This is a genomic window from Geothrix limicola, from assembly GCF_030268085.1.
GTDB classification, from domain to species: domain Bacteria; phylum Acidobacteriota; class Holophagae; order Holophagales; family Holophagaceae; genus Geothrix; species Geothrix limicola.
Window position 1 is genome coordinate 402,143 of record NZ_BSDE01000003.1, and the last position, 20,986, is coordinate 423,128.

Here is a 20,986-nt window from a genome sequence, read left to right on the forward strand (position 1 = left end):
CGGTGCCAACGGTAATTCGCCCCGAAGCCGAATCGCGAATTCCCTGGCCGCAAGGCCCTTTCCGGGCCATCCGAACCACGGAACGAAACCTGCATTCTTCCCTCCGTTCAGCGCGGAGCCACCATTCGATACGACATCACGAACGGCACTTTGATCCGCATCTTCCTCTTTGGTGCGGCTCTTTGGCTGGTTTTTCGGCTTTGGCCCGTGATTCTCGTACTCATCGTCGCGCTTCTCGTCATGGGGACCTTGAGTCCGGCGGTCCAATGGCTGGAACGGCACCGGGTGAGGCGCAACTTTGGAATCCTCCTCGTCTTTCTGGCGGTATCCATCGCCGCGGTGCTCGTCTTGACGCTGACGGTTCCCTCGATCGTGAACCAGGCCATCTCCCTTCTCGAGCGGGAGCCGGCCTTCCGAACGGGCCTGGCGGATCGACTCGCCCAGCACCACCTCAGCGCCCCTTTCGCAGATTGGCTTCGCAACCTCAGTTACGGCGCGCTTGGGAACACCATGGCCGCCACGGCGTTCGGCTATTCCCTGCGCATCTTCGAGATCGCCGCCTACGGCATGAGCGCCATCTTCCTGGCCCTCTACATGATGATCGACCGGGATCGGCTGCGCGGCGGCCTCTTCGCGCTCGTCCCCCGCACCCATCACATCCGGCTTTCCCGGGTCATGCTGAACGTGGAAACCATCGTTGGCGCCTACATCCGCGGTCAACTCATCACCTGCGCGCTCATGGGCGCATTCACCTTCATCCTGCTCAGGGCCTGCGGGGTCGAAAACGCCCTGGCCCTGGCCGTGTTCGCGAGCGTGGCCGATATCCTTCCCTACATCGGCGCCATCCTTTCCGTGCTTCCTGCGGTCCTGGCGGCCCTGGGCCACAGTTCGACGTCCGCCCTCGTGGTGCTCGTCATGATGGTGGCCTACGAGGAATTCGAAAGCCGACTGCTCGTTCCACGCATCTACGGACAATCCCTTCGGCTCCCCTCCTCCGTGGTCTTTCTCGCCCTTCTGGTGGGCGGCACCCTCATGGGCCTCCTCGGCGCCATCCTGGCCCTGCCCGTCGCCGCCACGGTGATGATGCTCATCGAGGAGCTGCGAGTGGGCCTTCCGGGCGAGCAGGAGCAGGCCGAGGACTTGATGCTTCGTGCCAAGGACAGCCTTGGAGAAGAGGAATACATCCGCCGGAGCACGGGTGTGGCGGCCGAGGAAGCGGCGGCCATCGCCGTCGAGATCTCATCGGATCGCAGGGAGAAGGACCGCTTCAAGATCGCCGGGGATCCAAATCCCGGTCTCCTTGAAAAATGAAACGCAAACCACACACAACCGTCGATGGAGCTGACTCATGGAACGATCCGAAAGTTTTCTTATCCTCGCCGTGGATGACACGCCAAGCGACCTCGACCTCATCGCCACGATTCTGGGTCGAGAAGGGTATACGTTGGCACTGGCCGAGGGCGGTCTCCGGGCCTTGGAGCTCGCGGCCCAAGGGAAACCGGACCTGGTGCTGCTGGATCTCCTCATGCCCGGGGTGGATGGACTTGAAACCTGCCGAAGGCTCAAAGGGGACCCGGCCACCGCGGCCATTCCCGTCATTTTCGTCACCGCCGACAGCGAGCTGGATGTGATTCTCGCCTGCTTCGAGGCGGGTGCATCCGACTACATCATCAAGCCATTCCGAGTCCCCGAGCTGCTTGCCCGAATTCGAGTTCACGCGGAACTCCGTCACGTTCAGCACGAGATCCGAAAGCTTCACGGCCTGTTGCCCATTTGCGCCCACTGCAAAAAAATCAGAGCCGATCAAGGAACATGGCACGCCATCGAAACATACATTTCGCAGCACTCGGAGGCGCAGTTTTCACACGGCATCTGTCCGGATTGCGTCGGTATCTACTTCCCAGATGCTGAGCTTCAAGCCTCAACCGTCACCTCGGAATCCAATCCGGCTTGACTGAGCCGCACCCCAGCATTTTGGGGGAACGACGACTCGTTCTTTCGGAGGTGTGCAAAGAGCCGGCTCGGGCAGAACCTTCCCCTCGGCCGTTCCCTTCATTTTGGTGGGGGGCCACTTCGTTTTGGCCGGTTCGGCCGTGTCTACGCGGGTTCAAGTAACGTTTAATCAGTGATTTTAATCGGCATTCAACATGGCCCGCTTGATGCCCCTCAGGCATGGACGTACCGCCGCCCCGTGGGGTCACACCACCCATTCACACCAACGCCGCACCAAATTCAGCATCGGGATCTCCAAAGATTCCTTCTCCGACATCCAAGCATCTGGAGGTACTGCCATGGACCGCACCAACGACAGTGCACCTGCGGTGGGGCCCCTGGAGCAGCTGGCCATCAACACCATCCGTTTCCTGTCCGTGGATGCCATCCAGATGGCCAACAGCGGCCATCCCGGCCTACCCCTGGGCGCCGCACCCATGGCCTACACCCTGTGGACACGCTTCCTCCGGCACAACCCGGCCGATCCGTCGTGGTTCAACCGCGATCGTTTCGTCCTGTCGGCGGGTCACGGGTCCATGCTGCTCTACAGCCTGTTGCATCTGACGGGCTACGATCTGCCGCTGGAACAGTTTCACCATTTCCGCCAGTGGGGCAGCCGCATGCCGGGACATCCGGAGCGCGGCCTGACGCCCGGTGTGGAAGTCACCACGGGTCCGCTGGGTCAGGGCTTTGGCAATGGCGTGGGCCTGGCCATGGCCGAAGCGCACCTGGCGGCTCGGTACAACCGGCCCGGGTTCGATCTCATCAACCACCTCACGTATGGGCTGGTCAGTGATGGCGATCTCATGGAGGGCGTGGCCGCGGAATCGGCCTCCCTGGCGGGCCACCTGAAACTCGGGAAGCTCATCTACCTCTACGATGACAACCGCGTCACGCTGGCGGCCTCGACGCAGCTTACCTTCACCGAGAACCTCGCCCTGCGCTTCGAATCCTACGGCTGGCATGTGGAAACCGTGGCGGACGGCAACGATGTGGAGGCCATCGCCCGCGCCATCGCCGCCGCCCAGGGCGAAACCACGCGGCCCTCGCTGATCCAGGTGCGGACCCATCTCGGCTACGGATCACCGCACAAGCAAGACACCTTCACGGCCCATGGCTCACCCCTGGGTGTGGAGGAGGTGGCCTTGACGAAACAGAACCTCGGCTGGCCCCTGGAGCCAAGCTTCCACGTGCCCGCGGACGTGGAACGCCACTTCCGCGAAGCGGTCGAACGGGGGCGGATGGACGAAGCGGAATGGAAGGCGACCTTCGCCCGCTACGAGGCGCAATATCCCGAGCTCGGCCGTGAACTGCGCCAGCTCATCCAGTCCGAACGGCCCCACGGGTGGGATTCGGGACTGCCGTCCTTCCCAGCCGATGCCAAGGGCATGGCCACCCGCGTCGCTTCGGGTGCGGCCCTCCAGGTCCTCGCCGCCGCGCTACCGGGCCTCATCGGTGGATCCGCGGACCTGAATCCCTCCACGGAAACCGAACTGAAAGGGATGGGCAATTTCCAGAGCCCCATTCGGGAAGTGGGGGATCTGCAGGGTTCGGCCGGCGGCGGTTGGAATCAAGCGGGGCGGAATCTGGCCTTCGGCGTGCGCGAGCATGCCATGGGCGCGGTCCTGAACGGGCTGGCGGCCCACGGCGGCCTCCTGCCCTTCGGGGCCACCTTCCTCACCTTTTCCGATTACCTGCGTCCTGCGATCCGCCTCGCCGCGCTGATGGAATTGCAGGTGATCTACGTGTTCACCCACGACAGCATCGGCATGGGCGAGGACGGCCCGACCCACCAACCGGTGGAGCATCTGGCCAGCCTGCGAGCCATCCCCGGCCTCATCGTCATCCGCCCCGGCGATGCCAATGAAACCGCGGTGGCCTGGCGGGTCGCCGTGGAATCGAACCATCGACCGGTGGCCCTGGTGCTCACGCGCCAGAACGTGCCGACCCTCGACCGCCACCGATTCGCCTCCGCGGAAGGCCTCCGTCGCGGTGCCTACGTCCTGGCGGACCCACCCAAGGATGCACCGCGCCTCATCCTCCTCGCGAGCGGATCCGAAATCGGCTTGATCGTGGCCGCCGCAGAGGAATTGCAGGCGAAGCAGATCCCCGTCCGCCTCGTCTCCATGCCGAGCTGGGAACTGTTCGAGGCCCAGCCCCAGGCCTACCGTGACGCCGTGCTGCCCCCCTCCATCCAGGCGCGCCTCGCGGTCGAAGCCGGCGTGTCGCAGGGATGGCATCGCTACATCGGCAGTCGGGGAGATGTGATCGCCGTGGATCACTTCGGGGCCTCGGCCCCTGGGCCCACCCTGCTGCGCGAGTACGGGTTCAGCCCCGAGCATGTGTGTCAGCGCGCCCTGGCGCTGCTCGACGAGAAAGGCACCTGAACCATGGCCCGGTCTCCCGGAGTCCTGAAGTCCATCGGCATCGCTTCCGATCACGGCGGTCATGACCTCAAGCAGTACCTGGTCGGACGGCTGCGCCAAGCCGGTTACGACGTCACCGATTTCGGCAACGCTCACCCGATTCCCGAGGACGACTATCCGGATGTGGTCGTGCCCCTGGCCCGGGCCATCGCAGACGACCGGATCGCTCGCGGTGTGGCCATCTGCGGCAGCGGCGTGGGCGCGTGCGTGGTCGCCAACAAGGTGCCGGGGGTGCGGGCCTGCCTGATCCATGAATCCTATTCAGCGCATCAGGGCGTCGAGGATGACGATCTGAACCTGATCTGCCTGGGGGGCCTCGTGGTCGGTCAGGAGCTGGCCTGGGAACTGGTGGGGACCTTTCTCGCCGCGAGGTTCAGCGGCGCGGAACGCCATCGTCGCCGTCTCTCCAAAGTGGCGGCGCTGGAAGCCAAGGAGTCGGGATCATGAAACTGAATCCTCTCAAGCTCATGGAATCGTTCGGGCAGTCCATCTGGCTCGACTACATCCGGAAGGATCTGATCACCAGCGGTGAGCTCCGGCGACTCATCGAGGAGGATGGCGTGAAGGGGATGACCTCCAACCCCGCCCTCTTCGAGAAGGCCCTGGCGGGAAGTCAGGCTTACGACGAGGACATCCTGCCCATGGTTCAAGAGGGCAAGGGGGCCAATGCCATCTACGAAGCCCTCAGCCAGCGCGACGTGCAAAGCGCCGCGGACGCCTTCCGGCCGCTCTACCAGCGGACCGGCGGCAAGGATGGCTACGTCAGTCTGGAGGTCAACCCTCATCTGGCCCGCGACACCGAAGGCACGTTGCAGGAGGCCCGCCGGCTGTGGGCCGATCTGAACCGTCCCAACGTCTTCATCAAGGTTCCCGCCACGTCTGAAGGGCTCCCGGCCATCCGGCAACTCCTCAGTGAAGGCATCAACGTCAACATCACGCTGCTCTTCGGGTTGCCGCGCTACCGCCAGGTGGCGGAAGCCTACCTGGCCGGTCTCGAGGCTCGCCTGGCTCAAGGGGAGGACGTATCGAAGGTCGCCTCCGTGGCCAGTTTCTTCGTGAGCCGCGTCGATGCCGCGGTGGATCCCATGCTCGACAAGAAGGTCGCGCAGGGGGGCCCCACGGCCGACCTCGCCAAAGGGCTGCTGGGTCAGGTGGCGACGGCCAACGCCAAGCTGGCCTACCAGATCTACAAGGAGCTGTTTCATTCGCCCCGGTTCCAGAGCCTGGCCGAAAAGGGTGCTCGCACCCAGCGCCTCCTGTGGGCCAGCACGGGCACCAAGAACCCCGGCTACAGCGACGTCAAGTACATCGAGGCCCTCATCGGACCGGACACCGTCAACACCGTTCCCGTCGAAACCCTCCAAGCCTTCCGCGATCACGGCGTGCCGGAAGCCCGCCTGGACCAGGACATCCCGGCGGCCTCTCTCATCCTGGAGCAATTGGCAGCGCTCGGTATCAGCCTGGATGCCGTGACCCAACGCCTGGAGGACGAGGGCGTCGAAGCCTTCAACAAACCCTTCGACAAGCTCCTGGCCGCGCTGGCGGCACGCACCACTGCCCATGCGATGAGAACCCCGTGACCCCGCCATGACGAGCCCATCCGACCCCACCCCCCCGGGCTGGCCCGGCATCCCCCCGCGCTGGACCTCCAGCGCCAAGAGCGGGGTGGGCACGGCCCTCCGCGCCAGCGGCCGGACCTGGTTCACCCTCAGCCACGGCATTGTGAATGAGGTCTACTACTCCCGCATCGACCAGGCCTGCACGCGCGACCTGGGGCTGATCGTGACGGACGGCGTGAGGTTTTTCTCCGAAGAGAAGCGTCATACGCAGCACGAGGTCACGACCGTGGCCGACGGCATCCCGGCCTTCCGCGTGGTGAACACCTGTCGGGAGGGCAGGTACCGGATCGAAAAGGAGATCCTCGCCGATCCCTCCCGCGAAGTCGTGCTCCAGAGAATCACCTTCGTCCCCCTGGTGGGGACCCTCTCGGGCTATTCGGTCCATGTGCTGCTCGCCCCCCACCTGGAGAACGCGGGCAACGGCAACACGGCCTGGGTGGACGAGGTCAAGGGCGTGCCCATGCTGCTGGCCGTGCGCAACGGCACGGCCCTGGCGCTGGCCTGTTCTGCGGGATGGAAGAAACGCTCGGCGGGCTTTGTGGGCGTCTCCGATGGCTGGCAGGATCTCCGCCAGCACAGCCAGATGGAATGGACCTACGACCGGGCCGAAAACGGCAACGTCGCCCTCACCGGCGAGGTGGACCTCATGGCCTCGCGGGGCCAGTTCGTTCTCGCCCTGGGGTTCGGCTTGACGCACACCGAGGCGGGACATCGCGCCATCGCCAGCCTATGGGATGGTTTCGACAAGGCCGCCGCGGATTACCGCGGCGACTGGGAGGCCTGGCAGCGGACGCTGCGGCCCCTGGAGCGACCGCGGCCCGGGGCGCGGGACCTCTACCGGGTGTCCACCGCCGTCCTGCGGACGCATGAATCCTCGCGCTTCCCCGGAGGCCTCATCGCCAGCCTTTCGATCCCCTGGGGCTTCTCCAAGGACGACGGAGACCTCGGCGGTTACCACCTGGCCTGGCCCCGGGACCTCGTGGAGAGTGCCGGTGGCTTGCTGGCGGCCGGAGCCCTCGAGGAGGTGGGCCGCATCCTCCGCTACCTCGCGGTCACCCAGGAGGCCGACGGCCACTGGCCCCAGAACATGTGGCTCGACGGGGCGCCCTACTGGAACGGCATTCAAATGGATGAGACGGGGTTCCCCATCCTCCTGGTGGATCTCGCCCGGCGATCGGGGGCCCTGGCCGAACCCGACCTCGCCCGCCTGTGGCCCATGGTCCGAAGGGCCGCGGGATTCCTCGTTCAGAACGGGCCCGTCACCCAGCAGGACCGCTGGGAGGAGGATCCGGGCTACTCGCCGTTCACCCTGGCCGTGGAAGTGGCGGCACTCCTCTGCGCCGCAGATCTCGCGGATCAGGTCGAGCCGGGCCTTGCCGCTTATCTGCGGGAGACCGCCGACGCCTGGAACGCCGCCATCGAACGGTGGACCTATGTCACCGGCACCGACCTCGCCCGCGAGCTCGGCGTCGATGGCTACTATGTCCGCATCGCACCGACGGACGCCGCGGATGCCGCCTCCCCGGCCACCGGCTTCGTCCCCATCAAGAACCGACCGCCGGGACAGAGCGCCGAGGCCGCTTCGCACATCATCAGTCCGGATGCCCTCGCCCTGGTTCGGTTCGGCCTCCGGGCGGCGGACGATCCGCGCATCGTCAACACCGTCAAAGCCATCGATTCGCTCCTCAAAGTCGACACGCCGAGCGGCCCCCTGTGGCGGCGCTACAACGGCGATGGCTACGGCGAACATCAGGACGGCAGCCCGTTCGACGGCACGGGCATCGGCCGGCCCTGGCCCCTGCTGACCGGCGAGCGCGCGCACTACGAGCTGGCCGCGGGCCGCCTCGAGGAGGCGGAAGCCCTCACCTCGGCCCTCTCGCGTTTCGCCAACGAAGGGGGCCTCCTGCCGGAACAGACCTGGGACGGCGCCGACAGCCCCGAGCACGAGCTGGTGTTCGGCAAGCCCACCGGATCGGCCATGCCGCTGGTCTGGGCCCACGCGGAGTACGTCAAGCTGTGCCGCTCCCTCGCCGATGGTCGGGTCTTCGACATGCCGCCCCAGCCGGTGCAGCGCTACCAGGTGCTTCGGGTGGATTCTCCCCACGCCATCTGGCGCTTCAATCACAAATGCCTGCTGATGCCATTCGGCAAGCGCCTCCGCCTCGAGGTGCTCGAACCCGCCCTGGTCCACTGGAGTCCAGACGGATGGCGGACGATCATCGATACCCCGACCTGTGACACGGGGCTTGGCATCCACGTGGCCGACCTTCCCTCGGAAACGCTCCAGGCCGGCGTCCCGTTGAATTTCACCTTCTTCTGGCCTGCGGCGGCCCGCTGGGAAGGCCGCGATTTCACCGTCACCGTGGCGCCACCCACGTCTTCCCATCGAGGTCGCGCATGACGACATCCCTGCCGCCTTCCGATGCCTTCGTGTTCTTCGGGGCCACGGGTGATCTGGCCTTCAAGAAGGTGTTCCCGGCCCTTCAGGCGATGATCCGCCATCGGCACCTGGAGTGCCCGATCATCGGAATCGCCAGGGCGGGCTGGAGCCTGGAGCGCCTCCAGGAGCGCGCGCGGGCGAGCCTCGTGGAGCACGGCGGGGGCCTCGACCCGGCCGCCTTCGAGAAACTCCTCACCCTCCTGCGGTACGTGGAGGGCGATTACCAGGAGCGGTCCACCTTCGACAGGCTTCGCGAGCAGCTTGGCCAGGCCGCCCATCCCCTTCACTACCTGGCCATCCCGCCCAGCATGTTCCCGACGGTCATCGAACACTTGGGGGCCTCCGGCTGCGCGAAGAATGCCCGGGTGATCGTCGAGAAGCCCTTCGGCCGCGACCTGGCTTCGGCGGTGCGCCTGAGCGAAACGATCCACACGGTGTTCGACGAATCTTCCGTTTTCCGCATCGATCACTACCTCGGAAAGGAGGCGGTGCAGAACCTCGTCGTCTTCCGTTTCGCCAACACCTTTCTCGAACCCATCTGGAACCGGAACTACGTCGAGAGCGTCCAGATCACCATGGCCGAATCATTTGGCGTCCAGGGCCGCGGCAGCTTCTATGAAGAGGCCGGCGCCATCCGCGATGTGGTGCAGAACCACCTCATGCAGGTGGTGGGATACCTCGCCATGGAGCCCCCCGCGACCACGTACCACGAATCCATCCGGGATGAACTCGTGAAGGTCTTCCGCCAGATTCGTCCCCTGGGACCCGACGACCTCGTCCGTGGGCAGTTCAAGGGCTACCGGAACGAAACGGGGGTTTCGCCGGATTCCGAAGTCGAGACCTTCGCGGCGCTGAGCCTGGTGATCGACTCGTGGCGCTGGGAGGGTGTGCCGTTCTACATTCGGGCCGGGAAGTGCCTTCCGGTGTCCACCACCGAAGTGATGGTCCGGCTCAAACGCCCGCCCCTGGCCCGCTTGGCCCTGGGCGATGAGAACCACCTCCGGTTGCGCCTGACACCCGAGTTGAGCATCGCGCTGGGGGCCCGGGTGAAGAAGCCAGGAGAGGCCATGGTGGGTGAGCCCACCGAGCTCACGCTCATCCACCACCCGTCGGGCGATGAGATGAGCGACTACGAGCGGCTCCTCGGGGAGGCGATGCAGGGAGACGCCACCCTGTTCGCGCGGCAGGATGCCGTGGAGGCGGCCTGGGCCATCGTGGATCCCGTGCTCGGCCAGGCGGCCCCGCTCCATCCCTACGAACCGGGCACCTGGGGGCCGATCGAGGCCGACCAGTTGATCGCCGCCACCGGGGACTGGGCTCAGCCGAAGGCCTCGCCATGATCATCCTCACCATCGATATCGGAGGGACGCACGTCAAGATGCTGGCCTCGGACCGGTCGGAGCCGCGCCGGTTCGAATCGGGTCCCTCCCTGCATCCGTCGCAGCTCGTGAAGAAGGTGAAGCAGCTCACCGCCGACTGGTCGTACGGGGCCCTTTCCGTGGGCTACCCCGGACCGGTCGTGCACGAACGCATCGCCGCCGAACCGAGGAACCTGGGCTCGGGCTGGGTAGGTTTCGACTTCGCCAAGGCCTTCGGGCTTCCCGTGAAACTCATCAATGACGCGGCCATGCAGGCGCTCGGCAGCTACCAGGGGGGCCGCATGCTCTTTCTCGGCCTCGGCACCGGAATGGGGTCGGCCATGATCGTCGAAGGCCGCCTCGAACCCATGGAGCTCGCCCACCTGCCCTACCGGAAGGGACGGAGCTACGAAGACTACCTCGGGGCGGCGGGGATGAAACGCCTGGGCAAGGCGAAATGGCGCAAGCATGTGTGGGCCGTGGTCGCCCTGCTGCGTGAAGCGCTGGAGGCGGATTCCGTGGTCGTGGGGGGCGGCAACGCCTCGCGCCTGGGCCCGCTGCCGCCCGGTGTCCGCCCGGGGGATAACGCCAACGCCTTCCTCGGCGGATTTCGACTTTGGCAAGAAGGAGGGATCAACCCATGAAACTCGGAATGATCGGACTGGGAAGGATGGGCTCCAACATGGTACGGCGGCTCATGGGCGCGGGCCATGCGTGTGTGGTGTTCGACCGCTCGCCCGAGGCGGTGGAAGCGTTGGTGAAGGAAGGGGCCGAGGGGGCTTCGTCCATGGACGAGTTCGTCGCGAAGCTGCCCGGGCCGCGAGCCATCTGGCTGATGGTGCCGGCCGCCGGAGTGGACGCCGCCATCGACGACCTCGCGCCGCGGCTGGCCCCGGGGGACACCCTCATCGATGGCGGGAACTCGTACTACGTCGACGACATCCGCCGGGCCAAGCAACTCGCTTCCCTGGGGCTCCACTACCTCGACGTGGGCACCAGCGGCGGCGTGTGGGGATTGGAGCGGGGCTACTGCCAGATGATCGGCGGGGAGCCGGAAACGTTCCATCGGCTGGAACCGATCTTCGCGAGCCTTGCGCCACCGATGGCCTCGAGCCCGCGCACGCCCGGCCGCGAGAAGCGGGAACCGGGCACCGCTGAACTCGGGTACCTCCACTGCGGAAGCGCCGGGGCGGGCCACTTCGTGAAGATGGTCCACAACGGCATCGAGTACGGCCTCATGGCTTCCTACGCGGAGGGCCTCAGCATCCTGCGTCACGCCAACGTCGGCACGAAGCCCCGCGAGGCCGATGCCGAAACCACGCCCCTGCGCGACCCCGAGTTGTACGCCTACGATTTCGACCTCGGGGCCATCGCCGAAGTCTGGCGACGGGGCAGCGTCGTGGCCTCCTGGCTGCTCGACTTGACGGCCCAGGCCCTGCTCGAAGAACCGGATCTCGCGGGCTTCGCGGGGCGGGTTTCCGACTCCGGCGAAGGACGGTGGACCGTGAAGGCCGCCATCGACGAATCCGTGCCCGCGCCGGTCCTCAGCGCGGCGCTGTACCAGCGCTTCTCCTCCCGGGGCGAGGGGGACTATGCCGACAAGGTGCTTTCGGCGATGCGCCATGCCTTCGGCGGGCACGCGGAGCGCAAGGTGTGAGCACCGAAGTCGACAGGAGACCCATCGAGGCGGCTTTCAAATTGATCGATGGAACAACTCATCTTGAAGGAGGAGATCTTCAAGGCATCGCATCGTTGCATGGAAGCGTTTGGTTTTTTAGCTATTTGAAATGTGGTTCGGATGGTGCTTTCTCTCTCCTGACCCGAGGAGGCTCCCATGAAACCAAGACCATCCATCCTGCGATCCGTGAACCCTGCGATCGCGGCCTCACAGACGGGCGTGCTGATCCATCGACCCATGAACCCCGCCACGCCAGGGCCTTTCAAGGGCATGCTCCAACTCGGTACCCAGCAGGCTCTGGACTACATGGTCGCCATCCTGCGCAAAAGCTGGTGAAGCCCCGATCGAACCAGGTCTCGGCCCACCGCTGGCCGCCCCGGACAACCCTTCTTCAGGACGATTGGAACCGATGACAAAGCCAGGAAAGCCTCCCGGAAGGTGGAAGCGATTCCTCAAGATCTGCCGCGCCCATCGCGGCAAGAGCCTCCTGATCGGTTTCTCCTTGATGGCGCTGATCCTCTCGTTTTTTGGAGACGCCCTGCTCGCAGAGCCCATGCGGGGTTGGGCCGAGCGGACCATGAATTCGAAATTGAAGGGGTACACGGTTCGGATCGGGCGGGTTCATCCGCACCTGTGGCGTGCGGCCTTCGACCTGAATGATCTTGTGGTGAAGCAGGATTCCCACCCCGAGACCTCCGTGGCCGATTTTGGAGCGCTGAAATTCTCGTTGATGCTGCGGGAGCTTTTGCGGTTCAAGGTCGTCGGGGACTTGACCCTGGTGCGTCCCGCCCTGCATCTGAACCTCACCCAGATCCGTGAGGAAGCCCAAAGCCACATGGGGTTGAAGGAACGGGGATGGCAGAGCGCCGTCGAATCCATCTTTCCCTTCAAGTTGAACCAGGTGAAAGTGCAGGACGGATCCCTGCTCTACCTTTCCGATCGCACGGCCAGCAAGCCGATCCAGCTCACGAGGGTCTTCATGACCGCCAGGAACGTTCGCAACCTGGCCGCAGCGAAGCGCACCTATCCCTCGCCCATCACCATGGAGGGGATGCTGTTCGATACGGGCCGGGTCTGGTTCAAGGGAGAAGCGGATTTCCTCCGTGAGCCTTATGTCGCCGCCCATGGGGACATCCGTCTGCAGCAGGTGCCCCTGGACCGCCTCAGCCCCCTCGCCCAGGAGTACCAACTGAAAACCACGGGCGGATTCCTCTCCCTGCAGGGCTCGATGGAATACACCCCCGAAGGGCAGACGGCTCATCTCTCGGATGTCGAACTCGAAGGCCTCCGCCTGGATTACGTCACCAGCGGCGCCACCAAGGCCGTGGAAAAACAGCACGCGCAACAGGCCGTCAAGCTGGCGGAGAAGGTTCGAAATGCGCCGAAGCTGCGGCTAGATATCGATGTCTTGAGGTTGAAGAACAGTCAGTTTGGTTTCGAGAACCGTAGAACGACTCCGTCCTATCGCGTGTTCATGTCCCACCTGAACCTCGATCTGGAACATCTGAGCAACCACCAGGGCGCGCAGCATTCAGACTTTCATGCCCGGGGCGATTTGATGGGCAGCGGGACCACCACGCTGAAAGGCCGAATCCGGTCTACGGCCCGGCCGGCCGACTTCGCGGTGAGCCTGGAAGTGGAGGATGCCAAGCTGGTGGACCTCAACGGCATGTTGATGGCCCACGCGGGCGTGGACGTGGCGGATGGCCTGTTCTCGCTCTACACCGAGATCGCCGTCAAGAACGGCCAGGTGGAAGGCTACGTCAAACCCCTCATCAAAAACCTGAGGATCTCGGATCGTCAGAAGGATGTCGCGAAGCCCTTCCGCCAACGGATGAAGCTGCATGGGATGCAATTCCTCGCCAACCTCTTCAAGAACCATTCGACCCATGCGGTGGCCACCGTGGCCCACATCTCCGGTTCCACCGGGGGGCCGAAGACCAGCGAGTGGGAGGTGATCCGGAAGCTCATCGGGAACGGCATCTTCCAGGCGATTCTCCCCGGATTCCTCAGCCCTTCGAAAACGGTGGCAGCGCCTGCTCCCGAAACGCACCCCCGCCTGGCCCTCAAGCCGGACTGATCCGCGCGGAACGAGCTCGGTCCGACCGCCCAGCGTGTCGCTGCTGGGCACGGCGCTGATCCATGCCGACAGCCCACGGGGCTGCCGACATGGGCGCCTACCTGCCCGCAGCGGCAATTCCACCAACAAAAAACCCCCGCAAGCGGGGGCTTTCCGTTGGTGGAGGTGGTGGGAGTCGAACCCACGTCCAAGACATGCCGAATGGCGGCTCTTCACAGGCTTGGTCCGCTCTTGGAACCGCCCGGCGGGGAACGGACGAGCCGTCCGGGCGGTGTGCCCCTGATCTCGGCCGCCGTCAGGGAGCGTCGCGGCGGCCTATCTGGTGCCTCCGTCCGGCAGGCCGAAGCCACCCTTTCAGAGGTTTAACGAGCTCGGTACCCAGAGATCCCGAGGACTCGCTCGGAACCTAGGTTGCCCTAGGCAGCGAGAGCCAGTTCGAAGTTATCGTTGGCAGTTTGATGTGGGCGGATTGATAAGGGGGCCATCCGTCCAACCCCCGCCTGCACCGTGCACCCGGATCACGACCTGTCGAAACCGGTCACCCCCGTGGCTTGGTGTTCCGCTCTCTCGTCCCCCGCGAGGGCGCGACTTGAGCGGATCCTGAGTATGCAAGCCCTCACCGGGTTGCACAAGGCGCGACTCAAAGCGGGTGCAGGGCCTTCCGCTGGAGGACGGCACGGCTGCCGCCATCGGCGAAGCGCCAGGGGCGGGCCTGGTCTTCCTCGGTGGCGAAGCCGATGCCCAGGCGCGGTCCGGCGAGGATCAGGGCCGGCGGCTCGCCGGGGCGCAGTTCGAGTCCCGCGGGCGCCAGCAGGTCGTGATCGTCGAAGGCCTTGTCGAGGCCCAGGGCCTGGGCCACCTTGCCGGGCCCCGCGCAGAGCTGGGGCGTGGCCTGGGCGGCGCGACGGCGCTGGAGCACGGTGTCCAGTCCGGCCACCACCTCGGCGCCCCGGATGAGCACGGCCTCGGCGCGGCCCTCGGGGCCCGTCACGACGTTCAGCATCCAGTGCACGCCGTAGCAGAAGTAGAGGTAGGCCCGGCCCGGGGGGCCCCACATGGGCGCGTTGCGGCCCGTGCGGCCGTGGCGCGCGTGGCTGGCGCTGTCCTCGGGGCCGCCGTAGGCCTCGACCTCCGTGATGCGCAGGGTGACGTCCCCGCGCACGAGGAGCTGGCCCAGCAGGGTCCGGGCGGCCTGGTCCACGGGGCCGGACAGCTGAATGGCAGGCTTCGCCCTGAGCCTCATCACACCATCAGCTCCCGACTGCGGAGGAAGGTTTCCAGCTCCGCGCCGGCGGCCTCGTCCAGGGCGCGCTCGGGGACGAGCACGGCCTGGGAGGGGCCCCGGCGGAAGATCCAGAAGCCGCTGCGGCGGCGGATCTCCGTGAAGGCGCCCCAGGGCAGGCCGCCTTCGCTGGTGGCGGTCTCCAGGTTCAGGCCCTCGTCGTCCAGGCGCAGCGTCAGGGGCGTGTACAGCGCGGCGCCCTGCCGGCGGCGGGCCCAGCGCAGCACGGCCTCCGGCATGCCCACGAAGAGCAGGCCGTTGAAGATCATGAAGAAGCCGAAGCCGCCCTGGCCCCTGGACGCGATCAGCGCGGCCAGGCCCAGCAGGGCCACGAGGGCGCCCGATCCCACGGACACGGCGTACCAGAGGCGCTTGAAGGCCCGGCTGCCGCGCAGGGCTTCGTCGGGCGTGAGGGTGTAGCGGGCGCTGATCTGCACGGGGCATCCTGTGGGGCCTGGGCCGCAGGCGGCCCGGGAGAAGACAAGCATGAATGAAAACGGGCCCGCGGATGCGGGCCCGTTTTCGATCTCGGATCAATGGCGAACCGAGCGGTTCCTACACTTCATCGAAGAAGAAGGGCTTCAGCACCTGGATGCGCTGCTCCCAGTCCTCGGGGTGGATGAAGTGCAGGGCGGCGCAGACGCTGGACAGGAGGCTGTTGCCGTCCTGGGGCGTGAAGCAGAAACCCACCACGCGGTTGGGGTTGGGCATGGTCATGGTGCTGAGGGGGATCACGGTCTGGTTCATGATGCGGCCGAAGTGGCCCTGGTCGCGGCCGAAGGAGAACACGGTGTTGGCGTCCTTCTTCTCGGTGATGGCGATGCGGTCGTTGGCCTTGATGCGCAGCTTGAGGGCGTCCAGCGTGGTGGCGCGCTTTAGGCGCAGGTCGAACCAGAGGCTGTGCATGTACTGGGTGGGCAGCTTCACGGCACTGCTGAAGAGGTTCAGCTCCAGGCCCTTGGTCTGGAACAGGTGGTAGGCGTCGCGGGCGTGGTGGGTTCCGAACTTGCCGTCCTTGTGCGTGCCCACCTGGGGCGCGGGACAGAAGTCCTTCACCTGGCTGATGTCGTTGGCGCGGCGCATGCAGACGAAGGAGCCTTCGACGAGGTTGTCGTTGCCTTCGGCCAGGGCCAGGGTCTGCAGGATGCAGGAGAGGTTGTGGGTGTTGCAGCTCACCACCTGGACGTACTGCTCCTTGCCGGTCAGCAGCTCGTCGTTGACGCCGCGGGCGTACATCAGGCCGAAGCCGAATTCGCTGCCCTGGGCGATGAAGCCCAGCGTGTTGTGCTCGTACTTCTTGTAGAGCTGCTCCTTCATCTCGAGGCCCTTGGGGCTGCAGTCGATGACGACGGTGGCCTCTTCCAGGGCCTGGTCGTGGAGCATGTGGGGCTCGATGCCCCAGGAGCGGAAGCCCTCCACGTTCTGGGGGTCCACGGACAGCTTGGCGCCACGGCGGAGGAGGGCCTTCACCTTGGGCCGATCCGTCACGCTGTTCTTGTGGAAGGTGACCTCGTCGATGCCCAGCTCCTTCGAATATTCGATGAGCAGCCCGATGAGGGGTTCGCCGATGGTGCCCGTGCCGACGACGTGGATGACGTTCTTTTTGGCCATGAATCCTCCACGGCTGGATTGTGTTGGGACGCCCCGCCAGCCGAAGGATTGATTTTCCCAGGCGGTACAATGAAAAGCCACTGCATTTCTGGAGTCGGGGCTCCTTTGAGTTTGCAGGAGGATGCCTGGGGCCGTACATGCCGAGGCCGCGTGGATTCCACGCGGCCTCGGAACCTTGAAATCTTAGTCCTGCTTGAGGGTCTTGGGGTTCACTTCCCAACGCAGCAGGGTGACGCCGAAGGTGCCATCGGGCTTCTTGAGGCAGCTGACGGTGAGGACCTTCTTGCCGTCAAAGCCCAGGGCCATGTCCTTGATGATGGCCTGCGAGCCGTAGGCGCGGCCGGCGGCGTTGTCCGTGATGCCCATGTGGCGCATCTTGCCCCAGGTCTTGGCGGTGAGGGCCTTGGTCATGCGGTAGATGCCGGCGTTGAAGGCCAGGCGCGCGTCCTTCACCGGGTAGTCATCGGTGGGGCCGCCGGGCAGGGTGTCGAGCTTGTCGGCCAGGTGCTCGATGCCCAGGCCCTTGATCTCTTCGGGGGTGAGCGTGATGCCGAGGGCCTTGGCGTCCACGTGGAGCTGGCGCGCCGAGGGGTAGACCACGTCCGGCGTGATGGGGGCGATGAGCGCGACGTGCTTGTAGTCCTTGCGCACGGCCACGTACTGCAGGTGGTAGAGAATGTCGGCGGGCTCTTTCGCGGCCTGGGGCGCCGTCGTCGGGATTTCATCCCCGCCGCAGCTGATGAAGGCTGGCACGAGGAGCAGACTGGCGAGTGGCAGCATCAGGGAACGACGCATGGGATTCCTCCTGAAGGATCGGGATGATTAGGATGGTGTCGTCCTTTCGCTGGGCTGCCAAGGGAAATTCATCACAATAGGATCATGTATCCCATTTCCCTCCTGGCCTTCGGCCGCCTCCGCCTGGAACCCTGTCGCAGCCTGGAACGGCACTACCTCGACATGCTTCGCGCCTATGCCCGCATGGACGTCGTGGAGCTGCCCGAGGGCAAGGGCGACCCGGCCCGGCAGCTGAAGGAGGAGGCCGAGCGACTGCGGCCGAAGCTGATGGCGGCCCGCTGCCCCGTACTGCTGACGCCCGAAGGAAAACTCCGCGACAGCGAGGGCCTGGCCCAGTGGCTGGCCGAGCGCATGGACCGCGGCGAGAGCCTGGCCTTCGCCCTGGGCAGCAGCCATGGATTCGATCCGGCCTTGAAAAAAGAGGTCCGCGAACAGATCAGCCTCTCGCCCATGACCTTCCCCCACGAACTGAGCCGGGTCATGTTCCTGGAACAGCTCTACCGCGCCTTCACGATCATCCGGGGCAAGGACTATCACAAATAAAATCAACCGCGAATGGCGCCAGGTCATCCCGTGATTTTCATTCGCGCCCATTCGCGTCATTCGCGGTTTCCGTTTTTCGTTGTTCGCCCTTTTTCCGCCTTTGCCTCAGACTGGTGGAATGGCGCATCCCATGGACCGCTTCTTCGCCCCGCAGGAGGGTCGGATCTTCGCCTGCTTCCCGGGGGCGGAGGATCGGCCCGGCCAGCGGCGCATGGCCGAATTGGTGCACAACACCGTGGTGGAGGGCGCCGCCCGCTTCCAGCAGTGGCGCGACCGGGGCGCCGAACCTGAATCCAAGCCGGAGGCCGTCATCCAGGCCGTGGAGGCGGGCACGGGCACGGGCAAGAGCCTGGGCTACCTGGTGCCGGCCCTGGCGGCGGGGCGCCATCCCATCCTCGTGGCCACGCGCACCAAGCAGCTTCAGCGGCAGTTGCTGGAAGAAGACGTGCCCCGCGCCGCGGGCATCCTGGGTCGGCCCATCAAGGCCGTGCTCGCCAAGGGCCGCGCCAACTACCTCTGCCGCACGGCCTGGGAGGCCGTCTCCACGGATGCCCATCTCGAATTCACCCGCGCCGATCAGCAGCTCTGGCTGGCCCTGCAGCGCTGGACCCGCGAGACCCAGGATGGCGACCGCGAGGGCCTGGGCCGTTTCGGCGAAGGCGAGTCGCCCCTCTGGGACAAGATCAACGCCCGCGCCGAGCGCTGCACGGGCCGCCAGTGCCCGCGCTTCGAGGACTGCTACCTCACGAAGCTGCGGGCCGAGGTGGCCGAGGCCGACCTCATCATCGTCAACCACGCGCTGCTCCTCGCTGACCGCGTGCTGCGCGAATCAGCCTTCGGCCAGGTGCTGCCGGACGCGCCGGTGCTCATCCTGGACGAGGCCCACGACCTGGAGGAGCAGCTCACGGAAAGCTGCGCCGAGGCCTGGTCGAGCCGTGCCATGAACCTGCTCTTCACGGATCTGCGCGACGCGGCCCGGGACCAGGGCGCGGCCCTGCTGGGCCTGCTGGAGCCCTGGGAAAGGGCCTGGGCCGACCTCATGGCCTGGGTGCCCCTGGACGGCGGCGTGCAGCCCCTGCTGGCGCCGGGCCCCGAGATGAAGGCCCTGGCCGACGCCGTGGGCGCCTGGGTGGAGGCGGGCCACCCCCTGTGGATCGAGGCGCGCCGCCTCGCCGCCGCCGATCCCGAGAACCCCATCTGGATGCGCCTCGCCGAGCGCGTGGGCACGGCCTTCTCGCGCATGGAGCAGATCTTTGCGCAGCCCGAGGGCTGGGTCTCGACGCTCAGCCGCGAGGGCGCCAGCCTCGTGCACTTCAAGTCCAATCCCGTGGACGTGCGGCCCTTTTTCCACCAGCACGTGCGACGCGGTTTCGAAAGCGTCGTCCTCACCAGCGCCACCCTGCGCGACGGCCGCGGCTTCAACGGCCTGGGCCTGCGCCTGGGCCTCACCCGGCCCGAGGTCGAGGTGGCGGAGCACGTGGAAAGCCCCTTCGATTTCGAAGACCAGGGCCTGCTCTTCGTACCGCCCGACCTGCCGGAACGCCGCCCCGGGGCAGGCGGCGGCGTGGGTGATCCCGCCTGGGTCGAATCCTCCCTGGCGGCCATGGAGCGCATGCTGCGGGCCAGCCGCGGCCGGGCGCTGCTGCTCTTCACCAGCCGCAAGATGCTGGCGGCCTTCCGTCCCCGGCTGGAAGATGCGTTGCCCGAGATCACTTTCTTCGTGCAGGGCGAGGGCCTTTCGCGCACCCAGTTGCTGGACCGCTTCCGCGCCACGCCCTCGGCGGCCCTGCTGGGCCTCGCCAGCTTCTGGCAGGGCGTGGACCTGCCCGGCGAGGCGCTCAGCCTCGTGGTCGTCTCCGCGCTGCCCTTCGCGCCGCCGGACGATCCCGTGCTGCAGGCCCGCATCCGCGAGGCCGACGCGCAGCGCGAGGGCCTGGGCTTCATCGGCATCCAGGTGCCGCAGATGACGCTCAAGCTCAAGCAGGGCATCGGCCGCCTCATCCGCACCCGTTCCGATCGCGGCGTGGTGGCCGTCATGGATCCGCGCCTCATGCTGCCCAGCGAGGACCGCCTCGGAAAGCGCTACGCCGCCCAGGTGCGCGCCGCCCTGCCGCCCTTCCCCCTGACGCGGGATTGGGAGCGGGTGGAGGCCTTCCTGCGCACTCTCTGAGATGGGCCGAGTGAAGCATTCCCTGCGCCTGCTCGGGGCCTGCGCGGTCGTTTCTACGCCGATGATGATGGCCGCCTCCAGGCCGTCCATCGAAGGCTCCTTCGAGGCCTTCTGGGTCGAAGCTCGCGGCCGCTCCCTCGAAGATCAGGTCAGGCTCTGGGATCGGTGGATCGAAGGACCGCAACAGGATCTCTACGCCTCGGCCGTGTGGGAGGTCCGGAACCATCCGGATTGGAAGGCTCGGAAGGCGCGCCTGCTCGAGGCTCGCTTCGCCGACTATGCCCGCGTCGGGGATCAAATACCCGGGATGATCCGAATCCTCGAAAAGGATCTTCCGTCGCGTTTGGTCTCATTCCGTTCCCTGTTTCCGGACACGCCCACGGATCTCGCGGTCCGGGTGGTGGTGGCGCCGGGATTCGACGCGAAAAGCGGCGTGCGGGCGGATGGTTCGCCTGTGCTGCTGCTCGCGGCGGATTCGCTGCTGCTCGAGCAGGCGAACCTCGACGTCCTGTTCCCCCATGAGCTGTTCCACCTCTACCATGCGCGGCACGCGGGCATCCTGAACGACGGGGTCATGCCCGGCGCCCGACTGCTCCTGCCCCTGTTCGTCGAGGGGCTGGCGACCTGCGTCAGTGTCCGGCTCGCACCCGGATCCACGGAGGGCCAGCTGCTGCTTCAGGAAGACCTGGGCGCGATTCCGGAGCAGCGCCTGCCCGCCATCGCGACGCGCTTTCTGGCGGAGGCGGACGAACCCGTGCTTGATGGAGGGCCCACGACCGCCTTCAAGCGCTGGTTCAACGCGGCGCGCACGCCGCAGCAGCCGGACCTGCCGAACCGGGCGGGCTACTGGCTCGGTCTGCACGTCATCCGTGCGCTGCTTCGGGACCGATCGCTGCAGGAACTGGCCTCCTGGCCACCGGCCAGGGCCGAAGCCGAGACCCAGGCCACGCTGGTCCGGATTGCCGGCCCGCGACATTGAGTGCGGCGAACGT

18 protein-coding genes and 1 other RNA gene are annotated in these 20,986 nt (G+C 66.2%); 14 read left to right on the forward strand and 5 right to left on the reverse strand.

Annotated elements, in window-relative coordinates; translation table 11 throughout:
- The first annotated feature begins 150 nt into the window (after positions 1–150).
- The 11 genes from QSJ34_RS09725 to QSJ34_RS09775 all read left to right on the forward strand — a co-directional run bounded on the left by QSJ34_RS09725 (position 151) and on the right by QSJ34_RS09775 (position 13,593).
- Positions 151–1,311 (forward strand): AI-2E family transporter, encoded by a 1,161-nt coding sequence (locus QSJ34_RS09725; protein ID WP_285574437.1) that lies wholly within the window; start codon positions 151–153, stop codon positions 1,309–1,311.
- A gap of 37 nt (positions 1,312–1,348) precedes the next feature.
- Positions 1,349–1,954: a response regulator gene (locus QSJ34_RS09730; protein ID WP_285574439.1), complete on the forward strand. Its 606-nt coding sequence runs from the start codon at positions 1,349–1,351 to the stop codon at positions 1,952–1,954.
- Between the two features lie 337 nt (positions 1,955–2,291).
- On the forward strand, positions 2,292–4,379 hold the full coding sequence (gene tkt, locus QSJ34_RS09735) for a transketolase (RefSeq protein WP_285574441.1): 2,088 nt from the start codon (positions 2,292–2,294) through the stop codon (positions 4,377–4,379).
- A 3-nt stretch (positions 4,380–4,382) separates the two neighbouring features.
- On the forward strand, positions 4,383–4,865 hold the full coding sequence (locus QSJ34_RS09740) for an RpiB/LacA/LacB family sugar-phosphate isomerase (RefSeq protein ID WP_285574444.1): 483 nt from the start codon (positions 4,383–4,385) through the stop codon (positions 4,863–4,865).
- A complete protein-coding gene (tal, locus tag QSJ34_RS09745) occupies positions 4,862–5,998 on the forward strand; it encodes a transaldolase (RefSeq protein WP_285574446.1) in 1,137 nt (378 codons plus the stop codon). Before QSJ34_RS09740 ends, tal begins: the two co-directional genes overlap by 4 nt.
- A 7-nt stretch (positions 5,999–6,005) precedes the next feature.
- A complete protein-coding gene (locus QSJ34_RS09750; RefSeq protein ID WP_285574448.1) occupies positions 6,006–8,438 on the forward strand; it encodes a glucan 1,4-alpha-glucosidase in 2,433 nt (810 codons plus the stop codon).
- The gene (gene zwf, locus QSJ34_RS09755; RefSeq protein ID WP_285574453.1) at positions 8,435–9,817 is read left to right on the forward strand and encodes a glucose-6-phosphate dehydrogenase; all 1,383 of its coding nucleotides are present in this window, start codon (positions 8,435–8,437) and stop codon (positions 9,815–9,817) included. The genes QSJ34_RS09750 and zwf overlap by 4 nt, the downstream gene beginning before the upstream one ends.
- On the forward strand, positions 9,814–10,479 hold the full coding sequence (locus tag QSJ34_RS09760) for an ROK family protein (protein ID WP_285574456.1): 666 nt from the start codon (positions 9,814–9,816) through the stop codon (positions 10,477–10,479). Before zwf ends, QSJ34_RS09760 begins: the two co-directional genes overlap by 4 nt.
- Positions 10,476–11,492 (forward strand): phosphogluconate dehydrogenase (NAD(+)-dependent, decarboxylating), encoded by a 1,017-nt coding sequence (gene gnd, locus QSJ34_RS09765; protein WP_285574459.1) that lies wholly within the window; start codon positions 10,476–10,478, stop codon positions 11,490–11,492. The genes QSJ34_RS09760 and gnd overlap by 4 nt, the downstream gene beginning before the upstream one ends.
- A 177-nt stretch (positions 11,493–11,669) precedes the next feature.
- A complete protein-coding gene (locus QSJ34_RS09770; RefSeq protein WP_285574461.1) occupies positions 11,670–11,849 on the forward strand; it encodes a hypothetical protein in 180 nt (59 codons plus the stop codon).
- A gap of 73 nt (positions 11,850–11,922) precedes the next feature.
- Positions 11,923–13,593: a DUF748 domain-containing protein gene (locus tag QSJ34_RS09775; RefSeq protein ID WP_476620524.1), complete on the forward strand. Its 1,671-nt coding sequence runs from the start codon at positions 11,923–11,925 to the stop codon at positions 13,591–13,593.
- Between the two features lie 157 nt (positions 13,594–13,750).
- Here QSJ34_RS09775 and ssrA read toward each other — a convergent pair.
- From ssrA to QSJ34_RS09800, 5 genes are all read right to left on the reverse strand, one after another.
- Positions 13,751–14,139: a transfer-messenger RNA gene (ssrA, locus tag QSJ34_RS09780) on the reverse strand.
- Positions 14,140–14,233: 94 nt separating this feature from the next.
- Positions 14,234–14,836, reverse strand: a complete 603-nt coding sequence (locus tag QSJ34_RS09785; RefSeq protein WP_285574467.1) for a DNA-3-methyladenine glycosylase — start codon at positions 14,834–14,836, stop codon at positions 14,234–14,236.
- A complete protein-coding gene (locus tag QSJ34_RS09790; RefSeq protein WP_285574470.1) occupies positions 14,836–15,312 on the reverse strand; it encodes a YcxB family protein in 477 nt (158 codons plus the stop codon). Before QSJ34_RS09790 ends, QSJ34_RS09785 begins: the two co-directional genes overlap by 1 nt.
- A 118-nt stretch (positions 15,313–15,430) precedes the next feature.
- Positions 15,431–16,486 carry a hypothetical protein gene (locus QSJ34_RS09795; RefSeq protein ID WP_285574473.1) on the reverse strand — a complete coding sequence of 352 codons (1,056 nt, stop codon included), beginning with the start codon at positions 16,484–16,486 and terminating at the stop codon, positions 15,431–15,433.
- A gap of 183 nt (positions 16,487–16,669) precedes the next feature.
- Positions 16,670–17,281, reverse strand: a complete 612-nt coding sequence (locus QSJ34_RS09800) for a hypothetical protein (RefSeq protein WP_285574476.1) — start codon at positions 17,279–17,281, stop codon at positions 16,670–16,672.
- 84 nt (positions 17,282–17,365) lie between these two features.
- Between QSJ34_RS09800 and QSJ34_RS09805 the strand changes: the two genes are divergently transcribed.
- From QSJ34_RS09805 to QSJ34_RS09815, 3 genes are all read left to right on the forward strand, one after another.
- Entirely contained in the window at positions 17,366–17,824 is a 459-nt protein-coding gene (locus tag QSJ34_RS09805) for a 23S rRNA (pseudouridine(1915)-N(3))-methyltransferase RlmH (RefSeq protein WP_285574478.1), read from the forward strand.
- Between the two features lie 118 nt (positions 17,825–17,942).
- Positions 17,943–19,994, forward strand: a complete 2,052-nt coding sequence (locus QSJ34_RS09810; RefSeq protein ID WP_285574480.1) for an ATP-dependent DNA helicase — start codon at positions 17,943–17,945, stop codon at positions 19,992–19,994.
- Positions 19,995–20,004: 10 nt separating this feature from the next.
- Positions 20,005–20,973: a hypothetical protein gene (locus QSJ34_RS09815; RefSeq protein WP_285574483.1), complete on the forward strand. Its 969-nt coding sequence runs from the start codon at positions 20,005–20,007 to the stop codon at positions 20,971–20,973.
- The last annotated feature ends 13 nt before the right edge of the window (positions 20,974–20,986 follow it).